The sequence below is a fragment of the Pseudarthrobacter sp. H2 genome (assembly GCF_050157045.1).
Lineage (GTDB): Bacteria > Actinomycetota > Actinomycetes > Actinomycetales > Micrococcaceae > Arthrobacter.
The window spans coordinates 22,642-41,007 of record NZ_CP189595.1 but is presented as its reverse complement, the minus strand read 5'-3'; the positions used below and the strand labels follow the sequence as shown (position 1 = coordinate 41,007).

Genomic DNA, 18,366 nt, shown 5'->3' with positions numbered 1-18,366 from the left:
CCAGATTCGGCTAGGGTTCGTTCCAGCTGGGGCGAGAGGCCTTCGTGCATTCGGGATAGGGGAGCCCCATGACGTCTGACTTTGCATCACAGGGATTTGGGTCAGGGCGAGATGATATCCCTCAGCGCGTCGGGGTGAATGAGCGGGGCGCTGGACATGCGGTGATCGAGAAGCTGCTGGCCGATCGGGAGGGTTTGCCGCCGCGGTCGTTGCTGGGTCGTGTTTTCGGTGCCGACCCGCTGACTTCAGAGAATTACCCCTGGTACAAGGGTGCTCTCGGGGAGATAGCAGTAGGACGGATCCTTGAACGGTTAGGTCCTGGGTGGATGGTCCTGCACGCCGTACCGGTGGGCACCGGCGCGTCCGACGTTGATCACGTGTTGATAGGTCCGGCCGGCGTATTTACCCTGAACACCAAGAACCACTCCGGGCAATCCGTTTGGATTGCGGGTCGGACCTTGATGGTGTCCGGCAAGAAACAGCGCCATCTCTACAATGCCAGCCACGAAGCCGCCCGGGCTGCGAAACTTCTTACCCGCGGAGCGAATGCGACCGTTGAGGTCACCGGCGTTGTGGTCGTCGTTGCCCCGAAGAGCATGACTGTCAGGGAAAGGCCTTCCGAGGTTGTTGTGGTCTCGGACCGGCAGCTCCTGCGGTGGCTGAGTGACCGCCCGAACCTACTCACCCCCAGGCAGATAGCGGTGATCACAGCTGCGGCCATGCGGCCCGGAACGTGGCACCGGAATCCGCCGGCCGTGGTGGACCCTGGTTTCCTGCAGTACGAATTCGCCAGGCTGCCGGCTCTCGTGGACAGCGCGCGACGCCGCCGCGCGGGATGGCTCCTTGCCCTTCTTGTCGGGACCCCGCTTGTCCTAGCCACCCTTTCTTCCTACTTCTGATGCCATAAAAAAATATCCGTCCGTATAAAAGAAACCTTATAGAGGCCCATATTTTTCTATAGACTGTTTGGGTGGACTCTGACATGAACCCCTTCGCCCCGGGCTCCGGCCTCAAACCGCCGGCACTGGAGGGACGAGAAGCAGAAATAGAAGCGTTCGACCGCTTGATAGTCAGAACTAAACGTCAAGCCACCGAGCGGGGAATGCTCCTGTCCGGGCTCCGGGGTGTCGGGAAGACAGTTCTGCTGAACAATTTTGTCGCGCAGGCGGAGCGGCATGACTGGTTCGTTGTGCAGATAGAAGCCCAGCCCTCTCCGGAGGGTCGGAAGGCAATCCGGCAAAAACTGGCCAGGGCGATTGAGGCGGGGGCGCGAAGGCTGCGTACGAGGTCTGCCTGGGACTACGTGAAGGATGTCCTGGGCAGTATCGGTTCGTTCAATGTCTCTCTGGGCGTTACGGGTGTGTCCGCGACGCTCGGGACCACGGAAGGCCGGGCGGACTCAGGGAACCTGGATATCGACCTCGAGGAGCTCGTTGAAGACATCGCGACAGCCATGGGCAAATCCCGCAGCGGTTTCGGAATTTTCATCGACGAGATGCAGGACCTGGACGAGGAGCTCCTGGGCGCGCTGATCTCGGTCCAGCACCTGGCCGGCCAGAAAGGCTGGCCGTTCTTCATCATCGGGGCCGGGCTGCCCAACCTGCCCGGAAAGCTCAGCGCTACGAGATCCTACTCTGAACGCCTCTTTGACTATCGCACCATCGGAGCCCTCGACCAGGCCTCGGCGGCGGACGCTATCAGCCTCCCGATGAACCGGTTGGGTGCGCACCTGGAGGTAGATGCCCTGTTGGCGCTTGTTAACGCGGCCGACGGCTATCCCTTCTTCCTGCAGGCCTACGGCAAGGCCGTCTGGGACGTATCCTCCAACACAACAGTCAACCTTGACGACGCCCGGCTGGCCATCGAAATCGGAACCGAACAACTCGACGCAGGGTTCTTCCGATCACGATGGCAACGGGCGACACCGGCAGAACGCCAATACCTCCGCGCCATGGCCGAGGACCACGACGAAGCCTCCTCCACAGCCCAGGTGGCATCAAGATTAAACCGTGCAGCCAGCCAGCTGACCGTCGCCCGCTCCAGCCTCATCTCCAAAGGCCTCATCTACGCCCCCGATCACGGCGCCGTCCGCTTCACAGTCCCCGGCATGTCGGGCTTCATCAGCCGGCAGTTCGAAGAATAGCCAGCAGGGCTCGTGCGCCGGAAGCATTCCCGAACTGGAGTCGGTGTCTCGTAACTAACGGTGAACTCGCCGATTTGATCAGGAGGTTTCGAGACATGGTTACGAGAATCGCCGGTTGTAATCGAACGTGCGCGATTCCGGCGAAGTTGGACCAGCGCTCACCGGCCGGTTGCCCGGGCAGTGAGACGTCTTGTATCCCAAGGCTTGCGAGACGCTCCTCCAATGCGCTGAGCCCCCCGCTTGAGCCACGCGGGACAGTTTTGCGGGGCCGGGTATGCGCGAATCCAAGCAGTCTGCAGCTGTATGGACTTTTCGCGTGGGGAGTGCACCGAAAGTGCCACGGTGGGGACCGGCTTAGCGGACGACGGAGGTCTATGACGAAGCCATTATCTACGTCCTCATCGGCAAACGGCGGCGCGGCTTTTCTTGGCCGGAACCGCCTTCTATGTCGAGGCCGCCGTCGCGGTCGTCAGAAAATTGGGACGTATGCCTGTTTCCTTCACTATCAACGGTGGAGGCGGTGCGGCCTGTCTTTCCGGCACGGCGTTCCGTGAAGTCACCGCGGCCAAAGGCGGAAATACGATTGTCGCGCACTCCGACCATCCCCGCGGCGCAGGGCCCTGAGAATACCGGTGTCCCCGCCGGTGGTTGGTGAGAAGCCCGAGCCAGGCTCGGACGCGGACTTCGAATCGCTGGTGTGCCGGGTCCCGGGTTCAGGGTTTGGCGTAGTCGGCGAATCCCTGCCAGTCGATTACGACACAGGGTTCGTCCCCCAGGACCCAGGCGTCGTGTCCTGGGGCCATGGTGGCGAAGTCCCCTGGCCCATACTCCATTTCTTCGCCGTCGTTCATGACGACCTTCATTCGTCCGGAAACGAAATACCCCATGTGGGCGGCTTGGCAGCTCTCCGTTTTGGCGATTGGTTTTACGTGCTCGGACCAGCGCCATCCGGGAAGGAACGTGGCGCGTCCCACGGGCCCCTCTTCCACGTTGACGAGTTGAAGCTGGCCCTTGCCACCTTCGAAGGGACGGGTCTCCTCGGGTGAATCGAGGCTTTTGCGGACTAACCTCGATCTTTCATGAGGCGTGGTTTCCAGTGGGTCTGGGCTTACCGGCTGCCTGACGGTTCCTATGGTGGCATTTGGGTGTGACATTTGGACCGCTGGCCTGATGGCGGTTGTCGGTGACAGGTTCCACACCGGTCAGTGATGCTGGTGCTTTCTGGATGAGCGGCGGACGGTTGGCGGTCCAGGTTATGGCGGCTCAGTACTGCGAGGCGTTTCATTCCTTTGAGCAGCAGCGTCACGTCCGGTGCTGTCGCGGCCAGGTGCAAGGTGGTTTGGCGGGCGTGGCTGGCGATTTTGCCGCCGATTTCGAACAGCCTGGCGCGGAGTTTCTTAGGCTCCCAGCGTCTGGCCTTTGTGCCGGTGAAGGCAATCATTTGGGTCCAGGCCATGATCTCAGCGGCGAGCATGACCACGTGGCACCAGAGTTCATTGCCGGTAAAGGCGTGGAAGGGCAGGTTGGCCAGGCCGGTGTCTTTGGCGTTGCGGATCCTGTCCTCGCAGCGTGCCCGGAGCCGGTGGCGGACCTCCAACGTGGCCAGCTGGCCCTTTTCCTGGTTCGTCGCGATGGCCGTGTACCGGTGCCCGTCGATGTCGGTGATCCGCAGCTGGGCGCCGACGTGCGGGATTTCCTTGCGGACGATGACCCGCATCCCGGCAGGCCATGAGGACAGGTCCAGCATGCCGGTGATGTCGGCGACCCAGGCGCCGTCACGCTCAACCCCGTCGCTGTCGTACGCCTTGGTCCACCCGTCTTTGGCGACCAGGGGCAGGACAGCGGCCACCGCACCGTGGATCGGGAACCCCACGGAGTAGGAGAAGTTGCGACCCTTGGCAGTCAGCCAGTCCAGGAACCCGTGCGTGCCGCCGGCGGAATCGGTGCGGATCATAATCTTCCTCCCCGACCGGTACCCTTTCGGGAGTTGTTTGACAGAGTCCTTCACGACCTGGATGTGATCACTGACCGTGTTGGAGCCGGCATTGCCGGGCCGCAGCAGGGTCACCAGCGGCTCACCGGTGCCCAGAATCCCGTGGTCAAGGAAGGAACACAGCGGGTGGAATCCGACGCCCTTCTTCCACGTTGGACGGGCGTCTTCCTTCTCTGAATGGGAATTCAGGAGGGACGCGTCGAGGTCGATGACCAGCGGATTCCCGGCGCTCACCGCGTGCAGGGGTGAATCCTTCCCGGCTTGCGCCCACACATGGGCCCGAGCCTTGGCGCGGGCGCCGTTGATGGCCGCCAGCGCCCTGGCAGGCTTTACTGTTGCCAGGATCTTGAACAGCCGGCTGATCGTCGGATCCGAGGCCACGAGCCCGTACACCTCGGGCTGGTTGCGAAGCCGGTCAATGTCAGACACACTGTCGCCGCCCGTGGCCAACGACAGGGCGAGGTCGGTGAGGATTTTGCCCGGGTCGTGCGTGGCAAAGGGCTTGCGCCACGGCTCCAAAGCCTCCGACAAACCAGCGCCAAGACCAGCCCCCTTCACCATCGACGTCAGGATCACCCCGCCAGCCTGCGACACCACCCCGTCCCCGGAAGAATCAACACGGACAGACGGGTAAAAGCCGGTAAAGTAACTCACCTGCAGGGTGCTCCTGATGTGTCATGAAAAATGTTGTGTGGTAACTACATTTTCCCACGTCAGGCGAATTCAAGGGGTCGATGCAACACTCGAGGTCAGCTGGCTATCAGTAAATCACGAAGTGACTCGGCCGGGGTTTTCCAGTCGAGTGTTTTGCGGGGTCGGGCGTTGAGTTCCTGGGCGACGTGTTCCAGGTCCTCGGGTCCGTAGGCGTTCAGGTCGGTGCCTTTGGGGAAGTACTGACGTAACAGCCCGTTGGTGTTCTCGTTGGATCCGCGCTGCCAGGGGCTGCCCGGGTCGCAGAAGTAGACGTCCATGTCGGTGGCGATGCTGAACGCCCTGTGTTTGGCCATTTCGACGCCCTGGTCCCAGGTCAGGGATCCTCGCAGGTGCGCCGGCAGGGTCCCCATGGTCTTGATCAGCCCGTCGCGGACCGATTCGGCGGTGTGATCCACCGGCAGGTGCACCAGCATCACGTAGCGGGTGGTGCGCTCGACCAGCGTCGCAATCGCCGACTGGTTGTAGGTTCCGGTGATCAAATCCCCTTCCCAATGGCCCGGGACGGCGCGGTCCTGGACCTCTGCGGGGCGTTCGGAAATGTTGATCATCGGGTCCCGGAAACGACTGGTGCGTTCCTCCGGGCTTTTCTGCTTTTTGCGGCGTGTCCGCCCGGTGCGCAGGGCCTCTTTGACCTCGCGTTTGAGTCCGCCGCGGGCCTGGAAGTAGAGGGCCTGGTAGATCGTTTCGGGGCTCACGCGCATCTGCTCGTCATCGGGGAAGTCCTTGATCAACAGCTTCGAGATCTGTTCCGGGGACCAGCGGATGCGCAGCTTGTCCGTCACGTAGCCGCGCAGCTCCCCGGCTGTTGCCAGCTTACTGTCCTTGGGCCGTGCCCGGGCCGCCGTGGCGGCGCGGTGGGCGCCGTAGGGCTGGTAGCCGAGCACGGGGTGGCTGTTGCGTTTGATCTCCCGGCTGATGGTGCCCACGGATCGGCCCAGGGCCCTGCCGATCGCCTGCATGGAGGTTCCTTGGGAGCGCAGGTCCGCGATCCTCTCCCGGTCTGGCAGGGACAGGTAGCGGGTGCTGACGGGCTGTTCCAGGGCTTCCAAAGCCACCGGAGCCGCTGCTGGTGGTGGCAGCGCCGGCAGCAGCTCCGGCGGGGCTTCCGGTGCCGTAGCGGGTGCCGGTGGTTCGGCTAAAGCAGTAATCACTTCCTGTTTATACGGTACTTCCGGGGCGTGGGAGCCAGCGGCGCGGTCCTTGGCCGCATCCCGCTCGTTCTCCCACAGGTACCCGCTTTTGCGGCTGGCGCCGGCGGTCGCAGCGGCTTCCATCCGGCCGACGCCCGCTTCACGCAACCGCAGGAATTCGGCGCGTTTCCCCACCCCGGGGTGGATGGACCCGATTCCGGCGTGGCGCGCCCAGCTCACGCACTGCGATCTCGCCAGACCGACCTCCCGGGCGGCCACGCTGACACTGCCCACACGAGCGAGGACGGCGAAGAACTCGTCCTTCTGTTCCTTGGTGGCAGACTGCTTGGCCGCCGGATTTGCGCGGGGTTTGCGGGTGACGGCGCCAGCCTTGTAAGCCCAATGAAAGCAGGTTTGGACGTTGATGCCCATGGTCTTGGCCGCGAGGCTCACGCTCCCCAACCGGTCCAGCAAGACAAAGAACCTGTCCTTCTCAGCCTGGGCGTATATTTGGCCCGATTTCCTGCCGGAAGGTCCCGCCCAGGCACGGCAGGTAGCGGAGTTGAATCCCAATTCCCGGGCGGCCAACGGAACGCTCCCCAGGCGCTCCAAGGCCAAGAAGAAATCCGCCCGATCGGACGCGGAATAGCTCCGATAAGCCCGCTTCCGGGGAGGCGCGCCGGACGGCACAGGCCTCTTCCTCTGGGGCGAGTTTTCCGTTAAGGAAGAACTATTCATCAATGGTGTTTCCAAGGTGTTGCAACTCCCGGTTTTCAGGGGGTGTTGCAACGACCGCTAGAACTCGCCTCAGGGCACCTTTCAGGCTTTAAACACGCGTTCCAGCCACTCCCTCATGAAAGACCGAGGCTAAGCCTGGCATCGTGACCTCCTATGGGCGGTGCTGTTTGTTGTTGTGGGTTTGAATCCGGCAGCTGCCCTCTGGCGGCGGCCGGCTGGGTTCGGCTCCTTGAAGAGCTGGAACCCGGGGCTCCCGCAGTCCTCTCGCGAAGGAGCGGATGTCGATCCCACGCTGTTTTGTCGACGCGGTTGGGCGGGGCCGACAGGCCCGCTGTTACGGGCGTTCTGACCCTGTGGCCACTGAGCCGTCAGCAGTCCCGCGAGCAACGCCCGGAAGGCAGCCGACGAGGATGCCGCTGGGGCCGGATTTGGGGATGGTCATGCGTCAGGGCCCGGGGTGAAGTAATTGTGGGTGTCCAGATATGTCACTTTCGGTGGCTCTGAGATTCCTGCCTCGGCGCTGAAGGGTCCGATCTGCTCTTTCGCGAAGGCGTCGTAGAGCTCCTTCGTCTGCCAGAGGTCCGTGACAAGGATCCCGTCGTCCGTGGCCGCCACCCAGTGTCCGAGAGCGCCAGCCGGGCCGGGCCCTCCCGGGGTGAGCCCCATTTTGCCGATGATCTGGTCATATTGCTCCAAGGTAGCACCGCTGAATTCCATGATGACTGCGACGGGCATGTCCCTCTCCTTACGGGCGGCAGGCCGCGAGGCAACGGCCCACAATCGATTTGATACGGCACGGTCTACGCTCAACCAACGGGTTCGTCAACATATTAAGGGTGCGGGGCGTGTACCCAACCCGCCGTCGCAGATGATGCTGCCGGAAGGGATGCCGTCCTTCCCTCACCCATCTGCAAGTCCGTCCGTGGGGGTGCGCCCCCGGATTTCGGATGCGCGGTTTTCCGGGGACTGCTCATCAATCACGCCCGGCCCTGCAGGCAATTCTGCCCTCGGCCGCTCGTCGGGAGGGCTGGGGGTGAGGAGAACGCAGTCGAATGCCAGCAAGCATCAGGTCATGGGCGTGGTCTTCAACTTTTGGGCTTACGCGGTAGCGGCCGAAAGCCAGGAGGAACGGGTCCGATATAAGGGAGGCAGCCGGAAGTCCCTACGTTGTAGGTATTCTCGTCTCCTGGGGTCCGATAGGAAACGCCCCCGCGCCGACTCGGGGGAGGAGCGGTGCGGGGGCGTTTGTGGTTCCGTGGCTATTGGGGGATGCCACGGAACGCAGCCAGCATATGGCTAGAGTATTTTTCCAGTCAATTTGAGTATTGTGGCCCTCGGAGGGCAATCGTAGGATACGAAAGGGGTTGTGGCCCGAGGCAATTACTTCGGGGGCGGGCCACACCTGCGCTCCGCCCAGGCCGGTCGCCAGGGTGCCAGGGCGGGGGCCGGTGCGCCACCTGTCACAATCCTTCGTCTACTTTAAGCCGATCACCTCATTGAGCGACTGCCAGAGCAGCGTCGGTCAGATCCCGGGACGTGTGGGTGCCCACCAGGCAACCCGGCAGGGGGCACGTGCGGGGCATCCTCTCAAAGCGCTTTACGGCTTGAAGGCCCCGCTCTGCTCAGAAGGCTACTTACTGTTTTCCTGGGCGCCTACTAAACTTGCCGCATGCACACTCTGGTGTCGATCGGGTTGGTGTTGTTAACGGCGCTCCTTTGGCTCGCCTTTACCCTCCTGATGCTGTCGAGGGTCAATGGTCCGGAGCGGCGGGCGCTGAGGCGGGCCCGGAAAGCCGACCGCATGAAGACCCGCCGGAGTGCCCACACGGACGTTCCGGACGGGACCGGCGTGGCCCGTCGACACCGCCTGAAGGTGTTGAGGCGTCACCCCTCTTCTACGCCGCCTTCGCCTGGCTGACCCGCGGCCCGGGCGCGGCAGGGAACAGACCTGGGGTTTAAACAGGCCGGACCTGATCCGGCAGGACCATCCATCCTGGAGGCAGCAGCCGCAACCCGGCCGCACCGTGCCCGGGGGTAGCGCCGGTGGGGTGTGGAATCCTTGGCTTGTGATGGCTTTGAGCTGGCAGATGATGATGACGGGTGTTTTCGATGACGGCGGCAGACCGGCCGGTCCTGAGGCCCGGATCTGGCAGACGGACCCCCGTACCCTTCGCGAGGTTGTTGTGGACCGGGCGGCGATGGAGGCGCGGCTGGGTGAATATCCCAGCGTGGAGCGGGTCTGGGTGCTGTCTTTGCTGGGCCGCGGCGGCCAGGCCGTCGCCGAAGGCGAGCTGTTGCTGTCCGGTTCGAGGGAGCGGCTCCGGCCCCTGCTCGTGCTCGCCCATGCCCGCTGGTTTCAGTACCAGTGGCACGAGGCGGCGCTGCTGCACGAGCAGGCCCTGCGTCTGGCGCGTTTCCCGGCCAGGGAGGCGCTGGTCCGGTACGAGATCGGACGGTGCTTCTTTGACGAGGGCAGGTACGCGGACGCGGCCGCGGAATTGGACTGGGCGTGCGGGCTGTACCGCGCGGCCGGACACGAACGCCTGGCCAGGGTCTGCCGGCAGGCGCTGGACCGTGCCCGGGCAGTGCTCGCCGCGGCAGGACACGCCGGAAACTGGCCGATATGACGCCGGCCGTGCAGGTGGCGTCAGCCCGGATCCTCGGCGAAGGCCCTCGTCCCGGTGACGGCCCGGCCCCAGGGCTGCGCCGGGACCCAGTATGAAGTGAGGTCTTGCTGTGTCCGGCAAACTCATGGACACCGCAGAATCCGGCCTCGCGGCCGTCCTGGTCCTGGAAGACGCCGCTGATGCTCCCGGCGCTGCCGTGGGTGAGAACCGTGGGGATCGTCAAGACCGGGACGGGTGCGGGAAATGCGGCGCGGAGCCCGTCCCGCACCGCCGGCTTACCGTGCGGGACGCCCACGCCCACCCCGGTGCCATTGGACATCATCGGTGAGCGCAGACACTACCGCCTCCACGTCGTGCCGGGCCAGGGCAACGGTGCAGGCGAGGAGGACCTGTCCCTTCGGCGCCTTGCCGCAATCGGGCTCAACACGGACTTCAACCATTTATCCACCCTTGTGACTGTTAACTGAGAGCATAGCGCCAGAAGGCGCTGTGGGGTTGGCGACAACCTTAAGGGGGATCTGTCGGGCAGCCGGTGTGCGTTGAACGATTCGGCAGACGGTGCTTCGCGCAACTTTGAACAGCTCGGCAATCTCGGCGGTGGTGTGCTGTTCTCCCTTATATAGGGACCCGAGGTGGGCCTCCTGGCTCTTGGCGAGCTTGGGCTGTTTGCCGCGGATGAGGCCGGATTCGAATTCGGCGACCATGGCCAGGACGTTGAAGAGCAGCCTGCCGACGGGGTCGGTGGCGTCGTGGATGGATCCGCCGATGCTGGAGGCGTCACGCGATGCGGGCGGCGACCCGTTCGGCAAGCCAACGGTCCAGTTCGATAGCGCTGTGGGATTCGCCGTCGCCGTGCGTGAGCCAAACTCTTCCGTCGCGGTCGAACCTGGTTCCGGGGGCGCTCAGGGACACGTCTGCCGGCCAGAGCGCGGTCACGCGGTAAGCGTCCGGTCCGGCGCCAAGGCTGATGAGGGCCTCGGGGCTGTCGGACCAAAGAGGCGGCCCGTCCAACTCGCGGCCGAGATCAATAAGTTCACCGGTGCCGGGGACGAGGCCCTCTGGGTTCTCCAGCGGCTTCGGAAGCGTCCTAAGCGTCCCGTCAGGGTTGCGCTGATCAAGCTGTGCTTCAGCGGTTTCCGGCGATAGGTAGCGGGCGGGCAGCCCACGGTTCCTGCCGCCCAGGAAGATCTTCCCGTCCACGGTCAGGAACGCCAGCACCTCCGGGTCGCCGGCCAGGTGCCAGCCTTCTCCCACGACCTTGTAGTGCCAGCCGGAACCATCTGGCCCTGTAGTCACCACCGCCAGGTCAGTGGGGACAGCATGACGGGACAGGGTGTGGGCTGCCACGAAGAGACTGTTCCGCATGCTCCTGGCTGCCGTCCGGCCGGACTTCGCGAACGTGCGCAGCAGTTCGGACCTGGCCGCGAGTTCCTCCCGGACCTGGCTGACCCGCTCGTTGTCGATGTCTTTGAAGCTCATGACACCCCCGCTTGTTGCTGTATCCGGCCAGCATATCCCCGCCGCCCTGAGGCGGTGAGGGGCATTCGACTCTCCCCATATATGAGGCTCAGCCAGGGGCATCAGCCCGCGCAGAGACCTAAACCCCTTTGGTGATCGGTCCGGCGGGCCCAAACGCTAAGGTCGGCCTTCGTGCCTATGAGGCACGAGGAAAGGGCACAGGTAGCTAGCTGCCGCAGCGGAGCGCAGGCGCGGTGATTCTCGATTCGGGTCGAAGTGTCTACAAGGAGGTTCAGCACGTCCCCACACTAGCGGTTGATCCGAGGCTACTTTTGGGGGCGCATGAAGAAGGATTCCAGGGCGCGAAGCACAGGGGAGGGGCTGTTCTTTAGGAAGTCAACGGGGCGGGCCCCAGCAAGGTCCCTGGGCGGGGTGACCATCAAGAGCGTGAAGTAGTTGTGCGGGAGCTGCAGCTCCATCGCACGCTGGAACAGGGTCAGGACCGTTGGATGGAGCTGCCCTCCGGGGAGGAACTGGAATCCGGGGCAGAAGGTTCCCTCGCCGATGAAGAACCGGACGAGCTGGCGCATGACCGGTTCGGGGTCTTCCATGAGCTCGGAGAGCCGGCGGCGGACCTGCTCCAGGGCAGGCAGCGTGAGTTCCGCCCTATCCCCTCCCATATCTGGTCGCTGATCGGCTGGGGGTTCATGGCCACCGGGCCTAGCCGCCGTCGCTGATGGACTCAAGGCACCACCGGGTGGAGAGCGGGTTCCGGCGCAGCGTGAAGGTCCGCAGTGCGGAGTTTGAGGAGCCGGGACGGGTTATCTGCCCTCCCTGATCGTTTCAGCTGGTCAGTGACGGATGCTGTCGAGAGCCATGTCGGGCACGTATGGCGCTGTTGCGGCGACGACGTCCCAATTCCTTGTGAGACTCGACCTTGCTGGCGTCGCCGCAAGAGGGACCCAGCGCTGGCTGCAACGCTTCTAAGGCAAAACCCGCATCCAGTCCATGCTCTGCCTCGCACGCCGCCGGCTCTTCACCTCGAACCATGCACGCACCGACTCCCGGCAGCCGTGGCTGGACTTCTACGTTAAGCCTGCTGGCCGGCCGTGGGGCGAACGCAGGGCATCTGCAGGGCCAGGATGACAATGAGGCGGCTTTGCCGCTGGGGGCCAATGGGCTGGGGAAGGTCGTTCCTGTGCCGGGTCGGGTGAGCTTCCGGTTTTAGGGTCGGCCATCTTTTGGGATGCGGCCGCGCCGGCGGCTGGCTGCGAAGTAGGCCAGAGAGGCCATGGCGGCGAAGAAGAACACGGTGGCGGGAAGGTAGCTGGCAATCATCAGCATCCAGATGCCGCACAGCAGCAGCGCCGGCGGGAGGAGGATGGCCGTTGCCCAGAATGTCTTGCTTTGGTGGCGGCCGGTTCCGTCCGTGATGCCTTCGGTCGGGTTTTCCTGGTTGTCGGGTTCAGAGTTCATGCCGGTTCCATGCCGATGGGGTAGCGTTCGGGAGTCCGGGTGCGGTGCCGTGGTTCGGAATCGTCGGGCGGATCCGTAACGATGATGGTGGGGTGGCCGTCCTGCGGGTGTGCTGGATCAGAGGGGCCTGGGAGGACGGGCCGCTGTGGCGGTGGGTGGGTGCTCTATGGCCAGGACCGAGATGTCGATGCGCCCGGGGATGAGGCCGGTGTAGCCGATGGTCCGGGCGATCTGCTCCCGCACGGCCTGGGCGACGTTCAGGGCTGCGAAGGCGATATCGGTGGCGATGTCGAGCTGGACGTCGGCGATGCCGTTGTGGACGGTGACGAAGACGCCGTCGTGCCGGGCGGGAGTGGTACGGGTGTCTGTCCTGCGGAGATTTTGGATTGTTCCTTTTCCCAGGTGGGTGAGAAGGTTTTTCAGGGTCGGTTCGAGCCGGAGGACACCTGGTGTATCGAGGGCGGTGCGGGCAGCAAGGTCGGCAATGAGGCGGCGGCTGATCAGCCGGGCTTCGAGGGGATGCTCAGACATCGTAGAAATCCTCCACGGTGATGTTGACGGCTCCGGCGTTGAGTCCGACGTGTGCTGTGATCATGCCGATGATCCGCTGACGCAGCAGCTCGGCGGTTCCGGGGATGTCGGTGCCGGAGGCCACGGCGATTCGAAGGTCCACCGAGATGCCGGCGGTCCCGGCCGGGCGGGGGGCGTCCGCGGTATCCGGGTCAGGACGGACGCGGCAGCGACGGCCCCGTACTCCCGCAAGGGCATCGGCGCCGAACCAGATGACTGAAGTGATGGCTTGTTCGCTGATCGTGATGCCCCCCTGGCCAGACCGGTAGACGGGCAGCCGGCTGCCCCTCCGGACTTCGGCACGGGCCACGTTCATGATGGCGTCCTTGACGGCGTGATGGGGCTGCAGGGAGGCGTCTTCTGCATCGTTGTCCCGAAGCGTGCGGGCGGCCTCGGCGAGCTTTGCCAGGCTGGCCCGTGCCGTCCGGCACTGGGCGCAGCCGTTTTCATGGGCGGTGGGGGGCTGGCTGATGGTTGCCCAGACCTCGTCGATGCTGCGGCCACAGCCCAGGCGGGGGATGGTTTCGTCTATTGCCATTGACTCATCCTTTCCGCGAGTTGTGCGCGTGCTCTGGCGAGGCGGCCTCTGACCGTCGGTTCACTGATCTTCAGCGTTGCGGCTATTTCAGCGTAGCTGCGTTCGTGGATTTCCCGCAGGAGCCAGCAGGCGCGCTGCCCGGGCGGGAGGGTCAGCAGCGCTGTGGCCAGGCCGTCGATCTCGCAGGAGATTTCCGCTTCGCGGGCGGGATCGCCTCCGGCTCCCGGTCCGGTGAAGGAATCCGCGGTTGTTTGCAGCGTTACCGGTTCCTGGACGACCTCCGCCTGACTGGACCGTCGACGCAGACTGTCCAGGCAGCGGTTGGTGGCCATCTGGTAAAGCCACCCGCTGAAAGCCTGCACGCTTGTCAGCAGCGGCAGCTTTCTCCAGCAGGCCACCAGGGTGTCCTGCACGACGTCTTCGGCCTCTCCCCGGTCATGGAGCATCCGGAAAGCGAGACGGAAAAGTCTGCCCTGGTACGCCTCGACGAGGTATTCGAAGGCGTCCAGGTTGCCGTCCTGGGCCCGGGCGACGACGGTCGCCTCGTCCAGATCATCGGGCCGTGTCAGGACAACGGGTTCATGCTCATCCATCGTCACCGCTATCCCCTTTTGCCCCCGAACCGCGCCACCCGGGTTCCGGGGCTTAAGACCAATATTTTCAGACGGGGCCGGTAATGGGAATGCCCGGTGCGGGGGGAAGCAGGGACAAAACAGTTTGCCTTTCCGCGTGACGTTTGGTGGTGACGTGCGTCTTTAACCATGTAGGCAACATCGCATCGGTTGATTGAGGAGATGGTTCCCGTGACAGAAGACCCGCAGCTCCCAGGACAGTCCGGCGGCATGGTGGCAACCCAGGAGGAGCAGAAACGGAACGCCCCCGTTGAGACGCGCCGCACGACTGACCTGCTGCACACGGACCGGGGGGATACCACCATTGAGGAAACCGTGGTCCAGAAGCTGGCCGGCATGGCCACGCGTGAGGTTCCCGGCGTGTATGCGATGGGCAGCGCTGCCCGGCGCGCGTTCGGCGCGATGACCGAGCGGATTCCCGGTTCCCAGACGAATGTCAGCGGCGGGGTGAGCGTGGAGAAGGGCGAACGCCAGACCGCCATCGACTTGAGCATCGTCGTCGAGTACGGAACGTCCATTGTCGAGGTGAGCCAGGGGATCCGGCGCAATGTCATCCAGTCGGTGGAGCGCGCGACCGGTCTGGAGGTGCTGGAAGTGAATGTCCACGTCACCGATGTTCATCTGCCCGAGGATGAGCGGCCCGAACAGGAGGCCGCCAGGAAGCCTCTGGAGTAACCACCTCACCCGCTCCGCCCCGTTTTCGGGCGGTAACCGATTTTGGAAGGAGTGCCGCATGTCCACTACACGATGGTGTCTGGCCATCGGTCTGGTATTAGGAATCGTTTTGGCCTTCGGAGGTTTTACAGCCCTGGTGATAGCGGTCCTCTTTGGCCTGATTGGGCTGGTAGTGGGCCGGATTGCGGAAGGGAAACTGGATCTGCAGGCCCTGTTCGGCAAAGCATCCAGCCGATGAAGACCCCCGCAGCACCTGCCGGCTCCCGGGACCTGGATTCGCGGGGGCGCACTGTCCTTGACCGGAAGGTGGTGGAGAAGATCGCCGGTCAGGTCGCGAGCGAAGAGTCCTTTGCCGGCGGGTCCTCCGGAGGGTTTCTGGGCATCGGAGCACATTCGGACTTTTCCGCCCGGCCCAAAGTCACGGTGGAGCTTGCGGGCAATATCGCCGCCCTCAGCGTGGAAATAGGGCTGCTCTACCCGGTACCGCTGCGCCAGGTAACCGAACAGTTGCGCCGCCGGATCAGCGAACGCGTCAACGCCCTGACCGGGGTGGAAGTACGCCAGATCGACATCACAGTGTCCTGGCTGAAACCTGCCGATGAAACCACCGGCCGCCGGAGGCTGTTATGAGCCGGCACGATGGGAAATCCACGCCCCTGCGGCACCGTCCCAGCCGGGCTGTTCCTGCCCTGATCCTGGGAACGCTGCTTCTGGCCTCCGGCGTGGCACTGGTATGGGCGGCAGTGGCCCGGCTGGTCACGGGTTCGTGGCCGGTGTATCTGGCCGGCCCCCGGGACTGGCTGGCCGGTTTGACCTGGAACGATCCGGGAGTCTGGGCCGTGGGCGCTGCGGCGGCGGTCGTGGGAGTCGTCCTGCTGGCGGCAGCACTGGTTCCGGGCCGCTTTAACGCCTTGCGGCTGCAGGCGCCCGGGGACGGGGGGCAGACCCCGGGAGCGGGCGCGCAGGAGATTGTCATGACGCGGCGGGCCGTTGCGCGGTACGCGGCGGCGCACTGTGAATATGTCGACGGCGTCGGTTCAGCATCGGCCACGGCCTCGGAACGCGCGGTCCACCTGAACGTGACCACGGCCCTGCACGAAACAGGGGAGCTGCGCGGGCGTGTCATTGCCGTGGTCAGGGAACGCCTGGCCGGTACCGGGCTCAACCCGGTCCCGAAGGTCACGGCGTCCGTCCGGTCCAAGGAATGACCGCGGCAACCATCCTCCCGTATTCCGGAAAGAAGGCACCCCATGCGACAACACGCCGGAGCGCTGAACCGCACCTGGCTGGTCATCCTTGGCATTCTCGCCCTGGCCGGCGGCGTCCTGATACTGCTGGTGGCCAGCGGAACGCTGCACGCCATGAGCCCTGCAACGGTCGCTGCAGAGGGTCCCGTCGTGACAGGGGACCTGCACACGGTCTTCGAGCCGGCCCCTGTTACGGCCATTGTCCTGGTGGCCGGGGTTCTCATGGGCGCCCTGGGGTTGTTGTGGATTCTGGCACAGATTCCACGAAGGAATCCCGCCGACAGGTACCGGCTGCATCAGGACCCCGCCTCCGGAACCACGCTATGTGATGCCTCGGTGCTGGGCGCCGCGGTGGAAAACCAGATCAATACCCTGCCCGGGGTCGTGGGTTCCTCGGCGCTGCTGCGCGGCACCGCCAGGGAACCGGATCTCACGATGAAAGTCACGGTTAACAACCGCGCCGACATCCAGGACGTCCTCCACAGCATCAACACCAGGGTCATTCCGGACCTCTCCACGGCCTTGGAGACACCGCTGCGGCGGACAGGAATCCAGCTCGAGGTCAGCGGCCGCAAGGCCGTTTCCGGCACCACCGTGGAGACCACCGGAACCGTCATCTACTAAGAACACGTCCGCCCGATGGTGCACTGTGTTCCGGAGTCCTGGAAGCGGCAGACGGGTTTGTGACTCGTCGGTTTAACCCTCCGGACCGAACTTCTCCCTGCGACATGAAGGAAACAACCGGATGCGCGCCCGCGTCACGGAAGAACTCAAGCAGCACTTCCGCCCGAGTTCCTGAACCGTGTTGACGACGCCATCGTCTTCCCGCAGCTCACCCAGGACGCCACCCTGTGCCGACCCTTGCCGCCCGCAGAGGACCAGCGCGTTGATCGGCTGATGTCAACTGCCTGGAGAGTGCGGACACCTCACCTGGCTCATCGACTTACGGTCGGCCCACGTGGGCAACGTCTGTTGTCCGGGCTGATGGCGTACTCCTTTGCAGAACGCGCGGCACGGGGCTGCTTCCTCATCCTTGCATCAGCGGCCGACCTCCCTGTTCAGACGAGGGAGCTTGCGTCCAGCGGTGCGCGGGCGTCGGCCGGGGCCGGAACGCCGGTGAGGGCTTCCTCGTAGAGCCGAAGGTGTTCGGCGACCATTCGTTTGGCGCTGAAGCGTGTTGCGGCCGCACGCCGGCATCCGCTGCGGTCCAGCGTTCCGGCCTCGTTGAGGGCTGCGGCGAGTTCGCGGATTCCGCCGCGCAGGAATCCGGTTGCGCCGTCGTCAATGATTTCCGGGGCGGAGCCCCGGGGTGTGGCGATCACCGGGGTGCCGGCGGCCAGGGACTCGATCATGACCATGCCGAAGGGCTCGGCCCACTGAATGGGATTCAGAAGGGCCACGGCGCCTCCGAGCAGCGCGTACTTGTCCGCCGTGTTCAGTTCGCCCAGATACTCCACGTCCGGCCCGAGCAGCGGCTCGATGACGGTGCGGAAATACTCGTGCTCGTCCCTGTTATGCATTTTCGCCGCGATCCGCAGGGGCATCCGGGCCAGCCGTGCGGCCCCGATGGCCTGGGGCAGGCCCTTGTCGGGGTGCATCCGGCCCAGAAAGCATGCGTAGCCCCCCTCGCCGCGTCCCACGGGAACCGCGCCGGTGTTGATGCCGTGGTGGATGACCCGGCTGATCCTCAGATCCGGGGCGGAGCGGGCCTGGTGGTGTGAGATGGCGATGAGCGAGGCTTCGGCAGCCATGGCGTGGTAGATCCCGCGCAGCCCCTCGGTTAAGGGTCCGTGCGCGGTGGTGATGAGGGGTGTTTTTTCCGGCCGGTGCCGGTACAGGGGCCCGGCGAGAGTGTGATCGTGGACCAGGTCGACGCCGTCCAGGCCCTCGTAGGCGAACACACTGTGCCGGAGCTCGTCAGCGCACGCGCCCATTGTTGCAGGATCCGCGGCAGGAGCACCGGGAACCTTTGGAACCGGACAGGTGCTGCCGGCCGCGGCCGCCAGCAGCACCTCGTGTCCTGCTGCGGCCAGCCCCCGGGCCAGGACATCGACGATGGACTCGATGCCGCCGTACGCCGGCGGGGGCACCGGGATCCACGGCGGAGCGATCAGGCCGATGCGCATCCCGGCCCTCCCTCCGGCCGGGACCTGGCGGCCCTTGCCGTGCTGATGATCATGTTCTGAAGCTCATGGAAGGATTGCTGGCCCGCGGCGTTGGTCATGCCTAAATGTAGAGCCGGCCACGCCGCGGCACAACCATAGCCCGGCCCCGTCCCGGGGCTGGCCGGTGCCCGCATGCGCCGCCGAGCTGCAGGACCCCCGGGGTGTGCTGCGGTCCGGGCCGGTTCAGGATGGCCGCGATCTGCGGAACAGCCGGGGAGTGGCCGTGGTCATCACCGCATCCGGCGCAGGCGTACGTGACC

General features: G+C 64.7%; 19 protein-coding genes and 2 pseudogenes. 9 read left to right on the top strand and 12 right to left on the bottom strand.

The window, feature by feature from the left end; all coding sequences use genetic code 11:
* Positions 1-68 precede the first annotated feature (68 nt).
* Both ACQCSZ_RS24590 and ACQCSZ_RS24585 read left to right on the top strand, forming a co-directional pair.
* A complete protein-coding gene (locus ACQCSZ_RS24590; protein ID WP_427008606.1) occupies positions 69-899 on the top strand; it encodes a nuclease-related domain-containing protein in 831 nt (276 codons plus the stop codon).
* A 71-nt stretch (positions 900-970) separates the two neighbouring features.
* Positions 971-2,143: an AAA family ATPase gene (locus ACQCSZ_RS24585; protein ID WP_427008605.1), complete on the top strand. Its 1,173-nt coding sequence runs from the start codon at positions 971-973 to the stop codon at positions 2,141-2,143.
* A gap of 713 nt (positions 2,144-2,856) precedes the next feature.
* Here the strand turns inward: ACQCSZ_RS24585 and ACQCSZ_RS24580 are convergent.
* The 4 genes and pseudogenes from ACQCSZ_RS24580 to ACQCSZ_RS24565 form a co-directional block, all read right to left on the bottom strand.
* Positions 2,857-3,240 carry a cupin domain-containing protein gene (locus ACQCSZ_RS24580; protein ID WP_427008666.1) on the bottom strand — a complete coding sequence of 128 codons (384 nt, stop codon included), beginning with the start codon at positions 3,238-3,240 and terminating at the stop codon, positions 2,857-2,859.
* A 167-nt stretch (positions 3,241-3,407) separates the two neighbouring features.
* Positions 3,408-4,790, bottom strand: a pseudogene (locus ACQCSZ_RS24575) (IS1380 family transposase); the annotation flags it as partial.
* A gap of 95 nt (positions 4,791-4,885) precedes the next feature.
* Positions 4,886-6,124 carry an IS30 family transposase gene (locus ACQCSZ_RS24570; protein ID WP_427008665.1) on the bottom strand — a complete coding sequence of 413 codons (1,239 nt, stop codon included), beginning with the start codon at positions 6,122-6,124 and terminating at the stop codon, positions 4,886-4,888.
* A 1,032-nt stretch (positions 6,125-7,156) separates the two neighbouring features.
* Entirely contained in the window at positions 7,157-7,453 is a 297-nt protein-coding gene (locus ACQCSZ_RS24565; protein WP_427008604.1) for a hypothetical protein, read from the bottom strand.
* Between the two features lie 934 nt (positions 7,454-8,387).
* Between ACQCSZ_RS24565 and ACQCSZ_RS24560 the strand changes: the two genes are divergently transcribed.
* On the top strand, positions 8,388-8,636 hold the full coding sequence (locus ACQCSZ_RS24560; RefSeq protein WP_427008603.1) for a hypothetical protein: 249 nt from the start codon (positions 8,388-8,390) through the stop codon (positions 8,634-8,636).
* Between the two features lie 151 nt (positions 8,637-8,787).
* Positions 8,788-9,345, top strand: a complete 558-nt coding sequence (locus ACQCSZ_RS24555) for a hypothetical protein (RefSeq protein WP_427008664.1) — start codon at positions 8,788-8,790, stop codon at positions 9,343-9,345.
* A 530-nt stretch (positions 9,346-9,875) separates the two neighbouring features.
* On the opposite strand, the pseudogene ACQCSZ_RS24550 reads toward ACQCSZ_RS24555, so the two are convergent.
* The 7 genes and pseudogenes from ACQCSZ_RS24550 to ACQCSZ_RS24520 all read right to left on the bottom strand — a co-directional run.
* Positions 9,876-10,115: pseudogene (locus ACQCSZ_RS24550) on the bottom strand (recombinase family protein); the annotation flags it as partial.
* A 7-nt stretch (positions 10,116-10,122) separates the two neighbouring features.
* On the bottom strand, positions 10,123-10,824 hold the full coding sequence (locus tag ACQCSZ_RS24545; protein ID WP_427008602.1) for a hypothetical protein: 702 nt from the start codon (positions 10,822-10,824) through the stop codon (positions 10,123-10,125).
* Positions 10,825-11,129: 305 nt separating this feature from the next.
* A complete protein-coding gene (locus tag ACQCSZ_RS24540; protein ID WP_427008601.1) occupies positions 11,130-11,483 on the bottom strand; it encodes a hypothetical protein in 354 nt (117 codons plus the stop codon).
* Positions 11,484-12,027: 544 nt separating this feature from the next.
* The gene (locus tag ACQCSZ_RS24535; RefSeq protein ID WP_427006114.1) at positions 12,028-12,279 is read right to left on the bottom strand and encodes a hypothetical protein; all 252 of its coding nucleotides are present in this window, start codon (positions 12,277-12,279) and stop codon (positions 12,028-12,030) included.
* A 117-nt stretch (positions 12,280-12,396) separates the two neighbouring features.
* Complete coding sequence (locus ACQCSZ_RS24530) at positions 12,397-12,810, bottom strand: hypothetical protein (protein WP_427008600.1); 414 nt, start codon at positions 12,808-12,810, stop codon at positions 12,397-12,399.
* Complete coding sequence (locus tag ACQCSZ_RS24525; protein ID WP_427008599.1) at positions 12,803-13,387, bottom strand: hypothetical protein; 585 nt, start codon at positions 13,385-13,387, stop codon at positions 12,803-12,805. Before ACQCSZ_RS24525 ends, ACQCSZ_RS24530 begins: the two co-directional genes overlap by 8 nt.
* Positions 13,378-13,980: an RNA polymerase sigma factor gene (locus tag ACQCSZ_RS24520; protein WP_427008598.1), complete on the bottom strand. Its 603-nt coding sequence runs from the start codon at positions 13,978-13,980 to the stop codon at positions 13,378-13,380. Before ACQCSZ_RS24520 ends, ACQCSZ_RS24525 begins: the two co-directional genes overlap by 10 nt.
* A 201-nt stretch (positions 13,981-14,181) precedes the next feature.
* Here ACQCSZ_RS24520 and ACQCSZ_RS24515 point away from each other — a divergent pair, with 201 nt between their 5' ends.
* From ACQCSZ_RS24515 to ACQCSZ_RS24495, 5 genes are read left to right on the top strand one after another with little or no spacing between them, the layout of a single operon-like run.
* A complete protein-coding gene (locus ACQCSZ_RS24515) occupies positions 14,182-14,694 on the top strand; it encodes an Asp23/Gls24 family envelope stress response protein (RefSeq protein WP_427008597.1) in 513 nt (170 codons plus the stop codon).
* Between the two features lie 58 nt (positions 14,695-14,752).
* Complete coding sequence (locus tag ACQCSZ_RS24510) at positions 14,753-14,932, top strand: hypothetical protein (RefSeq protein ID WP_214965176.1); 180 nt, start codon at positions 14,753-14,755, stop codon at positions 14,930-14,932.
* On the top strand, positions 14,929-15,324 hold the full coding sequence (locus ACQCSZ_RS24505) for an Asp23/Gls24 family envelope stress response protein (protein ID WP_427008596.1): 396 nt from the start codon (positions 14,929-14,931) through the stop codon (positions 15,322-15,324). The genes ACQCSZ_RS24510 and ACQCSZ_RS24505 overlap by 4 nt, the downstream gene beginning before the upstream one ends.
* Positions 15,321-15,902: a DUF6286 domain-containing protein gene (locus ACQCSZ_RS24500; RefSeq protein WP_427008595.1), complete on the top strand. Its 582-nt coding sequence runs from the start codon at positions 15,321-15,323 to the stop codon at positions 15,900-15,902. Before ACQCSZ_RS24505 ends, ACQCSZ_RS24500 begins: the two co-directional genes overlap by 4 nt.
* A gap of 42 nt (positions 15,903-15,944) precedes the next feature.
* The gene (locus tag ACQCSZ_RS24495) at positions 15,945-16,565 is read left to right on the top strand and encodes a hypothetical protein (RefSeq protein ID WP_427008594.1); all 621 of its coding nucleotides are present in this window, start codon (positions 15,945-15,947) and stop codon (positions 16,563-16,565) included.
* Between the two features lie 434 nt (positions 16,566-16,999).
* Here ACQCSZ_RS24495 and ACQCSZ_RS24490 read toward each other — a convergent pair whose 3' ends face one another.
* Positions 17,000-18,067 carry a glycosyltransferase family 4 protein gene (locus ACQCSZ_RS24490; RefSeq protein WP_427008593.1) on the bottom strand — a complete coding sequence of 356 codons (1,068 nt, stop codon included), beginning with the start codon at positions 18,065-18,067 and terminating at the stop codon, positions 17,000-17,002.
* Positions 18,068-18,366 lie beyond the last annotated feature (299 nt).